At 66.9% G+C, this 17,264-nt stretch carries 17 protein-coding genes; 14 read left to right on the top strand and 3 right to left on the bottom strand.

Annotated features, from left to right (window positions below; genetic code table 11):
• On the top strand, window positions 1-647 hold a 647-nt coding region (gene ispH, locus Q0627_RS03900; protein WP_298807780.1), incomplete at its 5' end, for a 4-hydroxy-3-methylbut-2-enyl diphosphate reductase.
• A 71-nt stretch (window positions 648-718) separates the two neighbouring features.
• On the opposite strand, the gene Q0627_RS03895 is transcribed toward ispH, so the two are convergent.
• From Q0627_RS03895 to eccD, 3 genes are all read right to left on the bottom strand, one after another.
• Window positions 719-1,102 carry an SHOCT domain-containing protein gene (locus Q0627_RS03895; RefSeq protein WP_291015235.1) on the bottom strand — a complete coding sequence of 128 codons (384 nt, stop codon included), beginning with the start codon at window positions 1,100-1,102 and terminating at the stop codon, window positions 719-721.
• A gap of 157 nt (window positions 1,103-1,259) precedes the next feature.
• The gene (mycP, locus tag Q0627_RS03890; RefSeq protein WP_291015245.1) at window positions 1,260-2,663 is read right to left on the bottom strand and encodes a type VII secretion-associated serine protease mycosin; all 1,404 of its coding nucleotides are present in this window, start codon (window positions 2,661-2,663) and stop codon (window positions 1,260-1,262) included.
• A gap of 29 nt (window positions 2,664-2,692) precedes the next feature.
• A complete protein-coding gene (gene eccD, locus Q0627_RS03885; RefSeq protein ID WP_291015233.1) occupies window positions 2,693-4,228 on the bottom strand; it encodes a type VII secretion integral membrane protein EccD in 1,536 nt (511 codons plus the stop codon).
• A 130-nt stretch (window positions 4,229-4,358) separates the two neighbouring features.
• Between eccD and eccCa the strand changes: the two genes are divergently transcribed.
• From eccCa to Q0627_RS03820, 13 genes are all read left to right on the top strand, one after another.
• A complete protein-coding gene (eccCa, locus tag Q0627_RS03880) occupies window positions 4,359-8,561 on the top strand; it encodes a type VII secretion protein EccCa (RefSeq protein ID WP_291015230.1) in 4,203 nt (1,400 codons plus the stop codon).
• Window positions 8,558-9,844: a type VII secretion-associated protein gene (locus tag Q0627_RS03875; protein WP_291015227.1), complete on the top strand. Its 1,287-nt coding sequence runs from the start codon at window positions 8,558-8,560 to the stop codon at window positions 9,842-9,844. The genes eccCa and Q0627_RS03875 overlap by 4 nt, the downstream gene beginning before the upstream one ends.
• Before the next feature lie 53 nt (window positions 9,845-9,897).
• Window positions 9,898-10,812, top strand: coding sequence for an alpha/beta fold hydrolase (locus tag Q0627_RS03870; RefSeq protein ID WP_291015225.1), 915 nt, complete (start codon window positions 9,898-9,900; stop codon window positions 10,810-10,812).
• A gap of 203 nt (window positions 10,813-11,015) precedes the next feature.
• On the top strand, window positions 11,016-11,459 hold the full coding sequence (rplM, locus tag Q0627_RS03865; protein ID WP_291015223.1) for a 50S ribosomal protein L13: 444 nt from the start codon (window positions 11,016-11,018) through the stop codon (window positions 11,457-11,459).
• Window positions 11,456-11,989 (top strand): 30S ribosomal protein S9, encoded by a 534-nt coding sequence (gene rpsI, locus Q0627_RS03860; protein WP_291015220.1) that lies wholly within the window; start codon window positions 11,456-11,458, stop codon window positions 11,987-11,989. Before rplM ends, rpsI begins: the two co-directional genes overlap by 4 nt.
• Window positions 11,990-11,992: 3 nt before the next feature.
• A complete protein-coding gene (gene glmM / locus Q0627_RS03855) occupies window positions 11,993-13,336 on the top strand; it encodes a phosphoglucosamine mutase (protein WP_291015218.1) in 1,344 nt (447 codons plus the stop codon).
• Complete coding sequence (locus Q0627_RS03850) at window positions 13,333-14,025, top strand: HAD-IA family hydrolase (RefSeq protein WP_291015216.1); 693 nt, start codon at window positions 13,333-13,335, stop codon at window positions 14,023-14,025. The genes glmM and Q0627_RS03850 overlap by 4 nt, the downstream gene beginning before the upstream one ends.
• Before the next feature lie 222 nt (window positions 14,026-14,247).
• Window positions 14,248-14,553, top strand: a complete 306-nt coding sequence (locus Q0627_RS03845; RefSeq protein ID WP_298807772.1) for a hypothetical protein — start codon at window positions 14,248-14,250, stop codon at window positions 14,551-14,553.
• On the top strand, window positions 14,550-15,227 hold the full coding sequence (locus tag Q0627_RS03840; RefSeq protein ID WP_291018410.1) for a hypothetical protein: 678 nt from the start codon (window positions 14,550-14,552) through the stop codon (window positions 15,225-15,227). The genes Q0627_RS03845 and Q0627_RS03840 overlap by 4 nt, the downstream gene beginning before the upstream one ends.
• Window positions 15,224-15,469 (top strand): hypothetical protein, encoded by a 246-nt coding sequence (locus Q0627_RS03835; RefSeq protein WP_291018406.1) that lies wholly within the window; start codon window positions 15,224-15,226, stop codon window positions 15,467-15,469. Before Q0627_RS03840 ends, Q0627_RS03835 begins: the two co-directional genes overlap by 4 nt.
• Before the next feature lie 43 nt (window positions 15,470-15,512).
• On the top strand, window positions 15,513-15,740 hold the full coding sequence (locus Q0627_RS03830; protein ID WP_291018405.1) for a ribbon-helix-helix domain-containing protein: 228 nt from the start codon (window positions 15,513-15,515) through the stop codon (window positions 15,738-15,740).
• Window positions 15,737-16,132, top strand: a complete 396-nt coding sequence (locus Q0627_RS03825; RefSeq protein WP_291018403.1) for a type II toxin-antitoxin system VapC family toxin — start codon at window positions 15,737-15,739, stop codon at window positions 16,130-16,132. Before Q0627_RS03830 ends, Q0627_RS03825 begins: the two co-directional genes overlap by 4 nt.
• Before the next feature lie 170 nt (window positions 16,133-16,302).
• On the top strand, window positions 16,303-17,253 hold the full coding sequence (locus Q0627_RS03820) for an alpha/beta hydrolase (protein WP_298807768.1): 951 nt from the start codon (window positions 16,303-16,305) through the stop codon (window positions 17,251-17,253).
• Window positions 17,254-17,264: the final 11 nt, after the last annotated feature.

The following is a 17,264-nucleotide window of genomic DNA, read 5'->3' as shown; positions in this document are numbered from 1 at the left end:
CCAAGGTGCACCAGGAGGCCAAACGCTTCGCCCGCGACGACTACGACATCCTGCTGATCGGGCACGAGGGCCACGAGGAGGTCGAGGGCACCGCCGGCGAGGCGCCCGAGCACATCCAGCTCGTCGACGGCCCGGCCAGCGTCGAGAACGTGGCCGTGCGCGACGAGTCGAAGGTGATCTGGCTCTCGCAGACCACCCTGTCGGTGGACGAGACCATGGCCACGGTCGACCGGCTGCGTGAGCGTTTCCCGCACCTGTCGGATCCGCCGAGTGACGACATCTGCTACGCCACCCAGAACCGTCAGGTGGCGGTCAAGGCGATGGCCCCGCAGTGCGAGCTGGTGATCGTGGTGGGTTCCAAGAACTCCTCCAACTCGGTGCGGCTGGTGGAGGTGGCGCTGCAGAACGGTGCCGACGCCGCCTACCTCGTCGACTACGCACGTGAGATCGACGCGTCCTGGCTCGACGGGGTCTCCACGGTCGGTGTCACCTCCGGTGCGTCGGTACCCGAGGTCCTCGTACGCGGGGTTGTCGAGTTGCTCGCCGAACACGGCTACGACGATGTCTCGACGGTCAATACTGCTGAGGAAACCCTCACCTTCGCCCTCCCGCGGGAACTGCGCCCCGCCCGGACAGCCCGAAAGTAGCGCTCAAAGACACGTGTGGTCGGTGGCGGCCGGCTGTTGCCGACCATCACCGACCACACGATGTCATCGAATCAGGACGCGAGGGCCTTGGCCTTGAGCGTCTCGAATTCGTCCTGGGAGATCGCTCCCGAGTCGAGCAATGCCTTGGCTGATGCGATCTGCTGGGTCGGGCTCGATCCCGCGACGGAGCGAATGTAGTCGTCGCTCGCCGACTTGGCCTCCTTGACGGCCGCGATCTGCCGCTCGTTCATTCCCTTGCCTCGTGCGATCAGATAGATGATTGATGTGAGGTAGGGGAAAAGGATGAGGAACACCATCCAGATGGCCTTCTTCAATCCCGAGGTGTTGCGGTCGCGGAACAGGTCAACGATGATGTGCCACAGGATGATCAGGTATGCGATGAATGCAAAGACCAGGATCGTGGACCAGAGAAAGTCCCAAAATGAATCCCACACGACGATACTCCCTTGCGATCTCGACACCGAAACCGTTTTCGGTGTAGCTGGCGCGTGGGACATCTTCGCACATGAGCTGTCCGGCCGGTAGATCGCGGTTCGGTACAGCGACTTTCGTCCTTTCGCCCAGTGCGATCTCGGTGTTTGCGGGGATATCTCAGTACTCGTCGGGATGGAGTCTGCGCACACGCCGGTTGGGCAGCGCGAGCAGCAACGTCGCGACGATGATCGTGACGCCGATGCCCGAGCCCCAAAGCGCACGGTTACGTGGCGACCGATCCGGAGTGGGTGCTGCCGGTGGTGCGGCGATCGGCGCCGACCGCGGTTCGGCCGGACCGCCCGTGTACAAGCCACCGCCGTCGGATTCGTCGGGCAACTCCGTGGTGAGCGCGGCGACAGGGTCGACGACGCCGTAGCCTACGGCTACGTCGTGCCCCGATCCGCTCCCGTGTGCGGTGCGGATGATGCGTTCGATGACCTGCGCCGCCGTCAGTCGCGGGAAGCGTGAACGCACCAGCGCCGCGGTCCCGGCGACGTATGGAGCGGCAAAGCTGGTGCCCCGGATGGGAATTGATCCTTCATCTGAGCGATATGCTCCAGCCAGGCCGCGGCCGGCGTTGGTGAGGCTGACGATGTCGGTGCCGGGCGCGGCGACACCGACCCACGGGCCGTGGACACTGAATTCCGCGGGCGATCCGTCGGTGGAGTTCACCGCGCCGACGGTGAGCACGTACGGGCTGAACCAGGCCGGGCTGGCGACGGTCAGCACGGACTTCCATCCGGCACGGTTGTCCCAGCCGTAGCCGGGGACCGCCGGTCCGGGGTTCTGGGTCTGGCATTGGGGCGACGACGACAGGTTGCCGGCCGCGGCCACCACGACCACGTCCCGCCGGAACGCATACCGGACCGCTGCTCCGAGCGAACGGTCATCGAACTTCTCGGTGGCGCGCACACACGCCACCTCGGAAATGTTGATGACGCTCGCACCGAGGTCGACAGCCCGCACCACCGCCCGTGCGAGAGTGCTGACGGTGCCGTAGCCGGTGCTGACGGCGGCATCGTCGTCGTGCGACGAGGCTCGGGTACCGGTTGCGGAGTATGCCCCGCTGGACTGCCGGATGGAGATGATCGTGGCTTCCGGTGCGACACCTGAGAATTCGTCGTCGGTTGCGGGTTCGGCGGCGATGATGCCCGCGACGAGCGTGCCGTGGGCGTCGCAGTCGTCGAGACCGTCGCCCGACGAGACGTAGTCGCCGCCACCGATCACCCTGGCCAGTCGCTTGTGCGGCGTGACTCCGGTGTCGATGACGGCGACCTTCTGGCCCGATCCCCGGGAAAGTTTCCACGCGGCAGGAAGATTCAGCAGTTGCTGGGCCGCCGGCGGCGTCGTCGGCCGGGTGGTGATCGGGCGGGCGCACAGGGTGCGGCGCTGTGTCGGCTCGTTGGGTGTCACCGGTGCGGCGGTGGGCAGCGCCCGGCGATCGATGCTCGGCGGTTCGATGGCCACCGCCGTCGGCGCGGTGAATTGTGTTGCGGCGACGGCGAACAGAGCGACCAGCACGAGTCGGGTGAGGCCGCGGACGGTCCCGGTCACAGATTCCGTACTACCTGATAGAGGTCGAGAATCCACAGCAGCAGGGGCACGATCGTGGCGACCAGGACGTATTCACCGAGCTCGGCCGCACGCCGCTGCACCGGCGAGAACTCATGCCTGGGGGCCACGACGCCGATGGTGGCCGCCGCGACGATGGTCATCAGGCCGGCCGCCACGACACCGCCTGCCGCGAGGTCGGCGGTGAACAGCACCGTGACGAGCACTCCGAGCCAGGTGAGTACGCCGGCACCGATCAGGATCGCGGCCGGTGCCCGACCTCCGTGCGACCGGCCGCGCAGACACAGCACCGCGCAGATGACTCCGGCCAGCACGACGGTGACGGGAATCGGGCCCGCGGATGCCGGCGAGTGCCACGACACCGATACCAGCGTCGCGACGACGACGATCAGCGCGGCGCCGGCGAGAATGCCGGTCAGGTAGTCGCCGGCGAGTGCGGCCCGCCGTTCGAGAGTTCCCGCGTCGGGCAGCGTCATCGCGCCTACCGCGCCGATACCCTCGATCGTCGGCGACGGTTCGTGGTCGACGAGGTCGCCGGCGTCGCCGGCTGTGGGGACCGGCGGAAGCGGGAGTTTTGCCAGCATGATGGTCAACCGGGGAGCCAGGGCGATCGCCGACAACGCGCAGGCGGCGGTCGCCGCACCCGTCGCGGCGGGGGAGGATCCGGCCACCAGGGCGGCGCCGGCGGCGATCGCGCCGAGAACGCATGCGGTAGTGGCTGCCGAATGGCACAGTGCGCCTGCGCCTGTGACGCGATAGGACACCACGGTTACCAGTAGTGCCACGACACTGCCCAGGCAGATATCGGCCCGGCCGATGTCGCCGGGCACGAACAGCATTCCGGTGGCCATCGCCTGCGGCAGCGCGGCGCACAGTAGCGCCACCGAGGTGGCCGCGTCGTGGTGGATCCGGTACACCACGGCGCCGGCGAGGACCAGTGCCGCACAGGTGGCGGACGACACGATCAGTGGCCACACGATTCCGGGACTGTCGGCCACGAGAAGTGCGAGCGCGGTGAGCGCCGACGCGGCGATGGCTGCGAGGTATCCGGTGTACCGGGCCGCCGTCGCCGACCAGTGTGCCGATTGTTCGTCACCGAGCCGGGCAATGGCGTCGATCACGTCATCGAACAGGGGCGGTACCGAACCGGATTTTGTGGACTGTAGTACCAGAAGTTCACCATCGCGAACACCGGCGTCGGACAACGTCAGGTGCGTCGGAAGACGTTCGCCACCGATCATCGACAACGTCCACAGGTGTGGCTTCGCCGATGGAGCCTCATCGTCGTCGGCACGCCGCGCAGTAGCCCCGCGGGGCAAATTGTCAACACGAGATCTTATGTGTGCCAACAGTTCCGGAATCAGGTCTGCGATGGACACACCTGCGGGCAGGCCTACGTCGAACTGGGTGTTACCACCCAGCACCGAGACGCGCACCAGGTCGGGCTCGCCGATGAACCCCTGGTCTGCGGACGGCGCGGTGCTGCCGGCAGATCGCTGGATACCTTGGGACAACGAAGTTCCTTCCCCCCCAGAAGCTACGGCTACGATGGCCGATTGGCGCCTATTGTGCACAATCGAAGGCCGGTAGGCCAGCCCGGAATGCACAGCACGCGGGCGCAGGGGGAAACGGGGGATCTGTCAGATGGTTGTCACCACGGAGGGCTTTGTCCGGCGTAACCGGTTGCCGGCGCCACGAATGCCCGGCGGCGAACTTGCGCTGTCGGCGCCGCCGGAAGTGCCGCGCGCGGTGCCCGGCAACCTGCTCACCCGGTTGTTGCCGGTGGTGATGGTGGTTGCGGTCGTCGGGATGGTCGGCCTGATGTTCGTCACGGGTGGGCGGCAGATGATGAGCAACCCGCTGTTCCTGATGTTCCCGATGATGATGCTCATGTCGATGGTGGGGATGTTCGCCGCGGGACGGTCGGGAAACGGCGGCAAACGCGCGGCCGAGCTCAACGAGGAACGCAAGGACTATTTTCGCTATCTGGGCCAGCTGCGTCGTCAGGTCCGCGACAGCGCGCAGGAGCAGCGTCGGGCGTTGGCCTGGAGCCACCCGGATCCCGCTGCGGCGCATGACATCATGGGCACCCGCCGGATGTGGGAACGACGTTCGGGGGACGCCGATTTCGCTCATGTCCGGGTCGGTGTCGGCGCGCACCGCCTCGCGCTGCGGCTGATGCCTCCCGAAGTGGGACCCATCGAGGATCTGGAACCGGTGTCGATGGTGGCATTGCGCCGGTTCGTCCGCACCCATTCGGTGGTGCACGGCATGCCCACCGCGGTGTCGCTGCGCGGCTTTCCGGCCGTCGCCATCGGTGGATCACCGGAGGAATCCCGAAGTCTGGTGCGCGCCATGCTGATCAGTCTCGCGGTAGCGCATGCGCCGGATCAGTTGCGGATCGCGGTGGTCACCGCCGATCCTGCCGGGCCGGACTGGGACTGGGTCAAATGGCTTCCGCACGTAGGACATCCGTCGCGGGTCGATGTGCTGGGGCCGGGCCGCATGGTCTACTCGGACCTGTCCGCGCTGGAGGAGTCCCTGGCCGGTGAACTGCGCGACCGGTCGCGGTTCTCCCGGTCGGCACCGCCGGTTGCCGGTCAGGTGCATCTGGTGGTGGTGATCGACGACGGCCGCGTCACCGGCGACGAACGCATCGCCGACGACTCCGGTGTCGACGGTGTGAGCATCATCGACATCTCGCGTACGCCAACGGAACTTGCGGTGCGCCGCGGGCTCCATCTGAGGGTGTCCGGCGGCCGGCTCTCGGCACGCAGCAACGCCGGGATCGAGGAGTTCGCCGAGATGGATGCGCTGTCGATCCCCCAGGCGCAGGCGGTCGCGCGCCGGCTGGCCCGCTACCGGCTGACCACCGCCGCATCGCTGGTGTCTCTCGAATCAGATTCTGTGGCAACAGATCCTGGTCTGACGGCGCTTCTGGATATCCGCGATGCGACGGCGTTCGACCCGGACTCGGCGTGGCGCCGCAGGTCGGGCCGGGACCGGCTGCGTGTTCCCGTCGGCTGGACGCCGTCGGGCGCCCGGGTGGAACTGGACATCAAGGAAAGCGCCCACGGCGGCATGGGTCCGCACGGATTATGCGTCGGCGCAACGGGATCGGGAAAGTCCGAGTTTCTCCGCACACTTGTCCTGGCACTCATCGCAACGCATTCGCCGACCGAACTCAATCTGGTTCTGGTCGACTTCAAGGGCGGCGCAACCTTTCTCGGGATGGATCGTGCGCGGCACGTGGCCGCGGTCATCACCAACCTTGAGCAAGAGCTCGCCATGGTGGACCGGATGAAGGACGCGCTGTCGGGGGAGATGAACCGCCGCCAGGAGATCCTGCGTGCGGCTGGAAATTTCGCGAATGTCGGAGACTACGAACGAGCCCGCCTGGCCGGTGCCGACCTCGCGCCGCTGCCCGCGTTGTTCATCGTGGTCGACGAGTTCTCCGAATTGCTCTCCCAGAAGCCTGATTTCGCCGAGTTGTTCGTAGCCATCGGCCGGCTGGGCCGATCGCTGCACATCCATCTGCTGCTCGCTTCGCAGCGACTCGAGGAGGGAAAGCTCCGCGGCCTCGATAGTCACCTGTCGTACCGGATCGGTCTGAAGACGTTCTCGGCCAACGAGTCCCGATCGGTTCTCGGTGTGCCCGACGCCTACCATCTGCCGAGCGTTCCCGGTGCGGGCTATCTCAAGTGCGATTCGGCCGAACCCCTCAGGTTCAACGCCTGCTATGTGTCCGGCACCTACGAGCCACCCACGTCGGGTGCGGCAGGCCCGGGCGGTTCAGGCGGGTCGGACTCGGTGACGATCGTCCCGTTCAGTTCGGAACCCGTATGGGCGGAACCGACACGAGCAGAACAGGACTCAGCCGATGCGATGGGCCGCGTGACGGGACCGTCGCTCCTGGACATGGCGCAGGCGTTGCTGGACGAGGAACCGATACCGGACCCGCTGGACACTGTTCCGCAACCCATCGAGCCGCCACCTGCGGTGTCGAGTCCCGCAGCCGCATCGCTGCTCGAGACGTTGCTGCGCCGCATCGAAGGGCACGGAACACCCGCCCACGAGGTCTGGCTGCCGCCGCTGGATGAATCACCCACGGTCGCCCAACTCGTGGGCGGTACGCCTACGGGGACGCTGCGGCTGCCGATCGGCATCGTCGACAGACCCGCCGACCAGCGGCGTGATCCGCTGGTCATCGACCTGGCGGGAGCCTCGGGCAACGTGGCGATCGCGGGCGGACCACAGTCCGGCAAGTCGACCGCGGTGCGCACCATCGTGCTGTCCGCCGCGGCCACGCACACGCCGGAGCAGGTGCAGTTCTACTGTCTGGACTTCGGCGGCGGCAGCCTCGCCGGTCTTGCCGGGCTGCCGCACGTCGGGTCCGTGTGCGGACGCGGCGATATGGATGGCGTGCGCCGCACCATCGCCGAGGTCGCCGGGGTGGTCCGCGCACGTGAGGCGCGTTTTGCCAGGCACGGGATCGAGTCCATGCGCGACTACCGGTCCCGTCGCGCCGAGTGGCTACGGACGGGTCGGACGTTGCCGGACGAAGATCTCGCCGACGACAGGCACGGCGACGTGTTCCTGATCCTCGACGGGATCGCCGCCCTGCGGGCCGACCTGGAATCCATGGAGGAGACCTTCACTTCGATTGTGTCCCAGGGATTGTCGTACGGAGTTCACGTGATCGTCACCGCCACCCGCTGGGCCGAGGTCCGGCCCGCGATCAAGGATCTGCTCGGCACCCGTATCGAACTTCGCCTCGGTGACCCGATCGACTCCGAACTGGGCCGCCGGGCTGCGGCACTGGTTCCGCAGGACCGGCCCGGTCGCGGCGTCGCACCCGGCGAACTGCACATGCTGATCGCCCTGCCCAGACTCGACATGTCTTCGGCAACAGAGGATCTGGCACTGGCTGTCGCGTCGTCCGTCGAGCAGGTCGGTGCCCGCTTCCCCGATCGCGGTGCTGCGCCGGTGCGCAGGCTGGGAACGTCGATCACCTCGGCGGAGGTCGCCGAGGTGGTGATCGCCGCGCAGATCGCCCTCGGACCGGGACAGGTGGCGATCGGAATCGGTGAATCCGAATTGGCCCCTGTCGTCCATGATTTCGGTGTGCAACCGCACCTGATGGCATTCGCCGACATCGAACACGGCAAGACTACGCTGCTGCGCACGATCGTCGACGGGCTGACCGCGGGCGCGACACCTGAGCAGGTGAAGATCGTGCTCATCGACTACCGGCGCACGCTGCTCGGTGTCGTCGACGACGAGTACTTGGCCGGTTCGGCATCGTCCGCGCAGACCGCGACGACGATGATGGCGCAACTGGCCACCTACCTCACCGCACGGATGCCGCCTGAGGATGTGACCCCGCAGCAGCTGCGTGATCGCAGCTGGTGGTCGGGTCCGGACGTGTATGTCATCGTCGACGACTACGACATGGTCGCCACGGCCAGCGCCAACCCGCTGCTGGCGATGCTCGACGTCGCCGCCAATGCCCGCGATGTGGGTCTGCGGATCGTGTTGACGCGACGATCCGGCGGTGTGGGGCGTGCGTTGTACGACCCGTTGATCACCCGGCTGCGGGAACTGTCGTGCGACGTGCTGCTGATGAGCGGCGACCGGGAGGAAGGGTTCATCGTCGGCCGCTCCCGGATGCGAACTCTCGTACCCGGTCGCGGTGAACTTGTCTCGCGCAACCGTCCCACCGAGATGGTTCAGGTGGCGATATGTCCACCTGAACCGTCCATATCCGCGTTTTCGGAATCCGAAGTGCCCGAACGGGAAACACCGCAGTCCGAACCCGGGGAACCGGAATCGGGGGACGTGTCGTGACCAGCGCTGATACGCCGTTCGCAGCGGATCCCGTGGCCGACCTCGCGTACGGCCGGACCGTCATCGACGGTCGTGACATAACAATCGGCTGGCTGCTGGCGGCGGCCGACGCCCCGACCGTCGTCGTCGACGGTGCGCCGCAGCCTGTTTCGGCGATGTGGTCGGCGTTCCTGCGGGACCTGACCGAGTACCGTGCGGCATGTCACGGTGGGCCCATACCGCTGGTGCTCGGGGTACCCAGCGCATGGGGCGATGTCCGCCGCAAGGCCATCGAGGAAGCCGCCGCGGCGATGCGGTGCCCCGTACGGGTGGTCGCGCGCTCCGCCCTCGTCGCCGCCGCCCATGCCGACGTGGCGTTGCGCCGGTGCGCGGTCGTGGAGACCACCCATCTCCCGGCGCATCCGGAAACACCAGAACGGTCGTCGTTCTGGGATGTGGCGATCGTGATCCGTACGGAGTACGGCTGGGAGGTCGACGAGCACGGTATCGTCGAACCGGACCGGCCCGAGAACGACATCTGCGAGCTGATCGACGATTCCGTCGAGGCGGTGATCATCGATGGCGACGACCCGGAGACGGTCGCGCATGCCGTCGAGGTGATCACGTCGGCGGTGGTCGTGGGCAGGGTGATCGTCGCCGATCGCGGCCTGGTTCGCGACTACGGGCTGCGCGGAGCGCCGGACCGGCCGCAACTGCCGGCGTGGACACCCACGGACGGTCCGGAACCCAGGGGACGCCGGTGGTATCGGAGATGGCCGGTCATGGCGGGACTCCTGATCATGGTGATAGTGGCGCTGGCCGGGGCGTTGGCCGCGGTGCGTGGTGGCGCGGTCGCGGGCCCTTCGGTCGAGACGGTGACGGTGGACCGCGTATTGCTGATGGTGCCCGGGCAGTGGCAGCGGACCGGTCCGCCCGACGGGGCCACCCGGTCGGGGCCGCGTCGTACCGTGTTCGCCGACCGGACCGACGGGCGGCGGCTGCTGGTCGTGCTGAGTCCGGTGCGCGCCGGTGCCACTCAGCAGTCGGTGGCGCTGAGCCTGCGCAACCGGATCCGGCAGCGCGGCGACGCGGTGGTCACCGAGTTCTCGGCGTCGACGAGCTACGCCGGCCGGGATGCGATCAGCTACCGTGAGGCACCCGGATCGGGCAGTCCGATCCGCTGGTACGTGCTGGTTTCCGACAGTCTGCAGGTGAGTATCGGCTGCCAGGGTGGCGACCAGGGCCAGTCGCTCGATGCCGAATGTGCGCAGGCGGTGTCGTCGGTGCGGATCAGCCCGCGTTGATCCCAGGCCGCGAATCGGCCACGGAAAGAAACTACTCCTGTTAGATTTCCGGCATGGTGAGCCGTGGATACCTCGTATTGTCAGCGCTGCTGGTGGCCGGCTGCGTCGGGTTGTCGGTGCAGGCTCCGGGGTCCGCACAACCCCCGGCGGCACCCCGCTATGGGCCGATCCAGGAGAACTGGCCCGGAGCCGTGGCGTATTCGATCTCTGATCCCGGCGCACTCCCGCAGGGAATGAACACCGGTTGCGGCGGCAATTCCGGCCGGGAACGCCCGGTGGTGCTGCTCAACGGTGCCTTCCTCAACAAGTACGCGACCTGGTCAAAGGCCGCTCCGAAGCTCGCGGCGGCCGGATACTGCGTCTTCGGACTGGACTACGGCACCCGCATCGACGGCCCCTTTCATCAGATGGGTGACCTTCGCCGGTCGGCCGCCGAGATCGGCCGGTTCATCGACACGGTCAAGGCACGGACAGGGGCCGAGAAGGTGGATGTCGTCGGGTACTCCGAAGGCGGGATGGTGCCGTTCTATCTCATCAATGAACTCGGCGGTCACACCGATATCCACACGTTCGTCGCGGTCGCCTCGCCGATGCGCGGAATGAGCTTCTACGGGATGCTCGAGTGGCTTGCGAAGGTTCCGGGCGGGAGGGCACTGATGAACGCGACGGTTCCCGCCGCCGCCGATGGCGTCAAGAACTCGGGTTACATGCGGGAGATCGCCCGGAACGGATTGACGCGACCGGGAGTGAATTACGTGACGATCAGCTCCCGGAACGACCGCGTCGTCGCCCTCTCGGAATCGATGTTGCCGCCGGGCCCGAACGTGACCAATGTCGTGGTGCAGGATCACTGCCCGGCCGCCGATGTCTTTCACGGTCGGGTGCCATATGACGACACTGTCATCGGGCTGATCCTGCACGCACTGGATCCGGCCACAGCTGCGAAACGGGTGGTCGCGAGCTGCTGACCGGCCGCGAGTGCCGATACTCACGTTGGTGCGCGTTTTGACCCTGACCGGTGGGCCCGCGTAGCCTTGATCGCTGGTGCGTGGCATCTGTAGCTCTTTCGCGGGTTGCTGATAGTCGAGGCCCGGGTCCCCACTGGTCGCCGGGAGTTCCTCTGCTCACGTACTCGACCAGCATCCACAAGTAGAAGAGTTGAGGACCAACTGTGCCTACCTACGCACCGAAGGCCGGTGACATCACGCGCGCGTGGCATGTCATCGACGCCACCGACGTGGTGCTCGGCCGGCTGGCCGTGCAGACCGCCAATCTGCTGCGCGGCAAGAACAAGCCGACCTACGCCCCCAACGTCGACGGTGGTGACTTCGTCATCATCATCAACGCCGACAAGGTCGCCCTGACCAACGGCAAGGCCGACACCAAGAAGAACTACCGGCACTCCGGGCATCCGGGTGGCCTGACGGTCCGCACCACCGCCGAACTGCTCGCCTCGCACCCCGAGCGCGTCGTGGAGAAAGCCGTCAAGGGCATGCTCCCCAAGAACAAGCTCAGCGACGCCATCGCCTCCAAGCTGAAGGTGTACGCCGGCCCGAACCATCCCCACGCGGCCCAGCGCCCCGTGCCCTTCGAGATCAAGCAGGTGGCCCAGTGAGCAACGAGACCAACGACGCTGTGGAGAACATCGAGGACGTCGTCGAACAGGCCGAGGACGGCTACGATGCCGAGGTCGCCGCTGACGACTACGACACCGAGATCGTCGAGACCGAGGTCATCGAGCGTGCGCCGATCGTTATCGACCGTCCTATCCAGACCGTCGGCCGCCGCAAGGAAGCCGTGGTCCGCGTGCGTCTGGTGCCGGGTTCGGGTGACTTCAAGCTGAACGGCCGCACCCTGGAGGATTACTTCCCCAACAAGGTGCACCAGCAGATCATCAAGGCTCCGCTGGTCACCGTCGAGCGCACTGAGTCGTTCGACGTGTTCGCCCGCCTCGTCGGTGGTGGCCCCTCGGGTCAGGCCGGCGCGCTGCGTCTGGCGATCGCCCGTGCCCTCATCGAGGTCACTCCCGATGATCGTCCGGCGCTGAAGAAGGCCGGCTTCCTGACCCGCGACCCGCGTGCCGTGGAGCGCAAGAAGTACGGCCTGAAGAAGGCCCGCAAGGCGTCGCAGTACTCCAAGCGCTGACGCGTGGCTCGCCTTTTCGGAACCGACGGCGTCCGGGGCCTGGCCAACGACGAACTCACCCCCGAGTTCGCGTTGCGCCTGGCCTCGGCCGCCGCGGTCGTTTTCCAGGAAGAATCCGATGATGTATCGCGTCGTCCGCGTGCCGTCGTCGGACGGGATCCGCGCGCTTCCGGCGAGATGCTGGAGGCCGCCGTCTGCGCGGGTCTGGCCGCGACGGGTGTCGACGCCGTCCGGGTGGGTGTGCTGCCCACCCCGGCCGTCGCATTCCTTACCGCCGACTACGGTGCCGATTTCGGCGTGATGATCTCGGCGTCGCATAATCCGATGCCCGACAACGGGATCAAGTTCTTCGCCGCCGGCGGTCACAAGCTCGCCGACGATGTCGAGGACCGGATCGAAGCGGCGATGGATGCCGAGTTCGTGCGTCCCATCGGCGCCGCGGTGGGCCGCGTGCACGACGCCCCCGACGCCGCCGACCGCTACCGCAAACATTTGGCCTCGATCATCGGGCATTCGTTGCACGGTGTGACGGTGGTCGTCGATTGTGCCAATGGCGCGGCATCGACCCTGGGGCCGCAGGTGTACGCCGATGCCGGTGCCAAGGTCATCGCGATTCATTCCGATCCCGATGGCGTCAACATCAACGATGGTTGCGGCTCAACGCATTTGGACAAGCTGCAGGCCGCCGTCCTCGAATACGGTGCCGATCTGGGCCTGGCCCATGATGGTGACGCCGACCGGTGCCTGGCCGTCGACTCGACGGGCGCCGTGGTGGACGGCGACATGATCATGGCGATTCTCGCGAATGCGATGAATACCGCCGGTCGTCTGAAAGACGGTGTGCTGGTGACGACCGTCATGAGCAACCTGGGTCTGCATATCGCGATGAAGGATGCCGGCGTCGAGGTCCGCACCGTCGGTGTCGGCGACCGGTATGTGCTCGAAGAGCTACGCAGGGGCGGATATTCGCTGGGTGGTGAACAATCCGGGCACATCGTGATCCCGCAGGTGTGCACCACCGGCGACGGTATCGCAACGGGCCTGTTGATGATGGAACAGCTCGCGGTGACGGGCCGGCGCCTGGCCGACTTGTCAGCCATCATGAAAGTCCTTCCGCAGGAACTGATCAACGTGCGGGTCGCCGACAAACACGCGGTGGCCTGCGCACCCGAGGTCCAGGCGGCGGTCGACGCCGCCGAGGCCGAGCTCGCCGGAAATGGCCGGGTTCTGTTGCGGCCCTCGGGAACCGAACAACTGGTGCGCGTGATGGTGGAGGCGGGTACCGCCGACGCCGCACTCGACACCGCGCAACGCATCGCCGACGTCGTGGCAGCGGCCGGGGCATGAGCATGCCGAAGGTGGTGCTGTTCGACTTCTCCGGAACGCTGTTCCGGTTCGAACATCGCGATGAGTGGTTCGCCGGCCTGCACGACGAGGCCGGCGAACCGCTTCATCTCGACCACCAGGCGGAGCTGATCCGCCGCCTCACCCAGCCGGTCGGGCTCACCGTCGATATCACCGACGACGACCGGAACGCCTGGCGTAACAGGGATCTCGACCCGAAGCTGCACCGCCAGGCGTATGTGTCGATTCTGCGGGCATCCGGTTTGACGGTGCCCGGTCACGCCGAAGCGCTGTACGAGCGTGTGCTGGAACCGGATTCGTGGATTGCCTACCCCGACACTATTCCCGTTCTGAAAAGCCTTTCCCGACAGGGTATTCCGGTCGGCATCGTCAGCAACATCTGCTTCGATCTCCGTCAGGTCTTCGCGCGCGAAGGCGCCGCCGATCTGGTCGGCGCGTACGCGTTGTCGTTCGAAGTCGGTGTCATCAAACCCGATCCCCGCATGTTCCACGCCGCCCTAGACAGTCTCGGCGCCCAGCCGTCCGACGCCCTGATGGTCGGTGACAGCGAGGAAGCCGACGGCGGTGCCCGAGCCCTCGGCTGCGAGTTCGCCCTCGTCCACGACGCCCCACCCGCCGACCGTCCCCACGCCCTGATCGACGCCCTCGCAGGCTTCGGCGTCGGACTCTGAGTCTCCGGGATAGGCCCTTCCACCTGCTGATTGAGGTGTGAGGAGCGTTAGCGACGAGCCTCGAAATTCCGTGAGAGGTCATTGTCCGCTCACGAGGTTTCGAGGCTCGCAAGCTCGCACCTCGACCGGTGGCGGGCGGATTCATTCACAGTATCCGAACAGACTCTCCCCAGTTTCGCCTCTCGTGGCTACACTCATCTAGCAACCAGGGGAGGGGCGGCGATGGCCGACGGGGAGATGCGTGTCGATATCGGTGACGTGCGAGACACGATTGCGTTCTATCGGGGATTCGCCGCGGTATCCGGCGCTGTGGCAACCGATCTGGCGACGCACGAGTTCGCCTCCTGGGGTGACGGCGCGGACGGCGGGCTGCTGAGGGAACGATTCTCGGCGATGGCGCGCAGGATGTCGGAGAACCTGCGCACCAACGGAAGTGACGCCGAAACCGTCGCCGACAACCTCGACCGCGGGCTGTCACTGATCGAGACCGCGGACGCCCAGATCGCCCTGTTCTGGCGGATGCCATGAGTAATACGGCCCTGACTGCGATGCGTACTCGCTCGCTCGACAGTCTCGATTCGTTCTGCACACTGCTGCGCGTCGGACGGGATTGCGGCGCAATCGTGCCCGATGAAGACGAGGTGCGTAAGCGCTACCGGCAGATCGACCGAGTGAACGTATCCGACCTTGCCTCAGACGCTTTCATGCTCGCCGGTGCGCACCACACGCTCGCCGCACTGGCGGTCCAGATCCCGGGCAGATCGGTATTGCTTCGGAATGCGTGGACCCAGGTGGGTGATTCGCTGGGTAGCATGGTCACCGCGCATGGCGACCGTGTGGATGCCGACCTGATCGTGCTGCGCGATTGGGCCGAGGCGACGGTCGCGGCCGCGTCGGGTATCGAACAACTGCTCATCACCTGGTACCGAGCCGTCGACAGAGCCGGTGAACCACTGGTGTGCGGTGTTCCGGCGGATGGAGCCGCCGAGGCGGTCCGCGCCGGAACCGTGTCGCCGTCGCTGCTTGCAGACGACATCTCTGCCCGCGTCACCCTGTTCGACACCGCCGCCGACACCACTGACAACGGCATCGCCGAAATGTTCCACGTTCTGGGCACCGCCACCGACGACCTCGCCGGTGGCGCACCCATCGCACCATCGGACAGCCGCTCTGGGCAGCTGGCACTGGCCGGTGACGAGTGAGGGTCGCCCATCACATCGACGACATCGGTCGCCGCGCAGGAGAGGCGGTCACAGCGGCCCTACGCGACTACACGGACCGCCGAACAAGACTCACCGAGCAGGCCCGTCCGTCGTGGACGGCGGCGGAATCGGTTATCCGGGACCGTCTGCAACGCGAAGCCGACCTCGCCGACTACGGCAGTCCCCAAGTCCTCCTCCCCGCCGACGTCGCTTCTGCCAGCCCCCACACCCGCCGTCTGTAGTTGAGACGCAATGACGGACACGACACCGCGGTATGCTCGCGGTATGACCAGAAAGATCGCGGTGAGTTTGCCCGACGAACAAGTCGATGCGATTCGGCGTGCCGTTGACGAAGGCCGGGCCGCTTCGGTGTCGGGTTTCATCAGCGCGGCCGTGGCACGCGCTGAGCGTCAGAACGGTCTCGCGCGGTTGCTCGATGACCTGGACAGTGAACTGGGTCCGGTGAGCGCGAACGATCTGGCGTGGGCGGACAAGATGCTGGGCCTCGAGTGACGCAACGCACCAAGGTCACAGGACTGACCCTGGATACGGGCGCGCTACTGGCACTCGAGAGAGGAGATAGCCGAGTCCGCGCACTGCTCGGTAGGGCGGTGGAGAACGGACTCCCGCTCGCAGTCCCCGCGGGCGTCGTGGCACAGGCATGGCGCGGCGGACCACGGCAGGCACGCGTAGCGCACCTGCTTGCCGATCCGGTGGTAGAGGTCGTGCCGCTGGACGACACCACCGCTCGCGCAGTTGGATTGCTGTGCGGTCGCAGCGGGCATGCGGATGTCGTCGATGTCCATGTCGCGCTGCATGCTCGCGAACGCGGGCACACCGTGGTCACCTCAGATCCCGATGATCTGCGCTCGGTTGATCCGGCCGTCCGCCTCATCGCCGTCTGAACCCATCCCACCACTCCAGGGGACTTACCCGTCCGTGCGCGCCTGATCCGCGAATACGCACGGTCTGCGTCGACGGGGGGCTTTGTGTGGTGGATCGGGGCCGAGATTTGGCGCAGACCCACCGCGTAGTCGGCGCCTGAACGGCGGCTACTGAGGCTAGGCTGGCAGCTGTGTTTGGTAAAGCGAAGACGCCGTCGGAGTCGCCCAAGGAACTGATGGGGCGGCTGGCGATCCGGGGACCGTATCGGGTGTTGCGTGGGGACCTGGGCATCATCGGTATGCCGGGGCAGGTGTTCGCGCCGTCGTCGCAGACGTGGCTGCCGGCGCGCAAGCGGCAGAGCGACAAGTGGCCGGCGATCGCGTTCGGGCATTCGTGGCTCGCCGACAGCGGTCGGTATCGGGATCTGCTGTACCACCTGGCGTCGTGGGGGATCGTCGTGGCCGCCCCGGATGCCGAGCGGGGGGTGCTGGCCTCGGATACGGCGCTGGCGGCGTCGTTACGGTCGGCGCTGGATGTGGTCTCGTATGTGCCGCTGGGGTTCGGGGCGGTGAAGGTCGACCCCGAGCAGGTCGGGTATGCCGGTGACGGGTTGGGGGCGTCGGCGGCGGTGCTGGCGGCCTCGACGCTGACGTTGCACGGTCAGGCACCGCGGGCGGTCAAGTCGGTGGCGGCGGTGTTCCCGGCCCCGACGACCTCGGCGTTGCTGCCGGCGGCGGAGTCCGTGACCGCGCAGGGGCTGGTGATCGGTGGGTCCGTACTCGACGGGGTGCAGGCCAATCCGTTGCCGCTGGCGCAGGCGTACGGCGGGGGTGTGGTGTTGCGCACCCTGCCCGGCGGCGCGTCGGCGGATCTGGTGGAGAAGTTCGGTCCGGGACGGCTCGTCGGGATCAACGGCGCTGACCGCAAGGTGCATTCGCAGGTGCGAGCGCTGCTGACCGGCTATCTGCTGCATTCGCTTACCGGAGACGTCGAGTACCAGGCGTTCTCCGATCCGGAGGTGGCGCTCGGCGGGTTCAGCACGGTCGATCTCGACGACACGCCGGAACTGCTGGACCCGATTTCGCAACTGCTGGGTGCCAAGCCGCCGAAGAAGAAAAAGGACGCCGCCACACCGGCGTGAGCACGCGGCGC

Origin of the sequence: uncultured Gordonia sp., assembly GCF_937858515.1 — a bacterium.
Lineage (GTDB): Bacteria > Actinomycetota > Actinomycetes > Mycobacteriales > Mycobacteriaceae > Gordonia.
The sequence above is the reverse complement of the archived record's forward strand: the minus strand, read 5'-3'. Positions and strand labels throughout refer to the sequence as shown.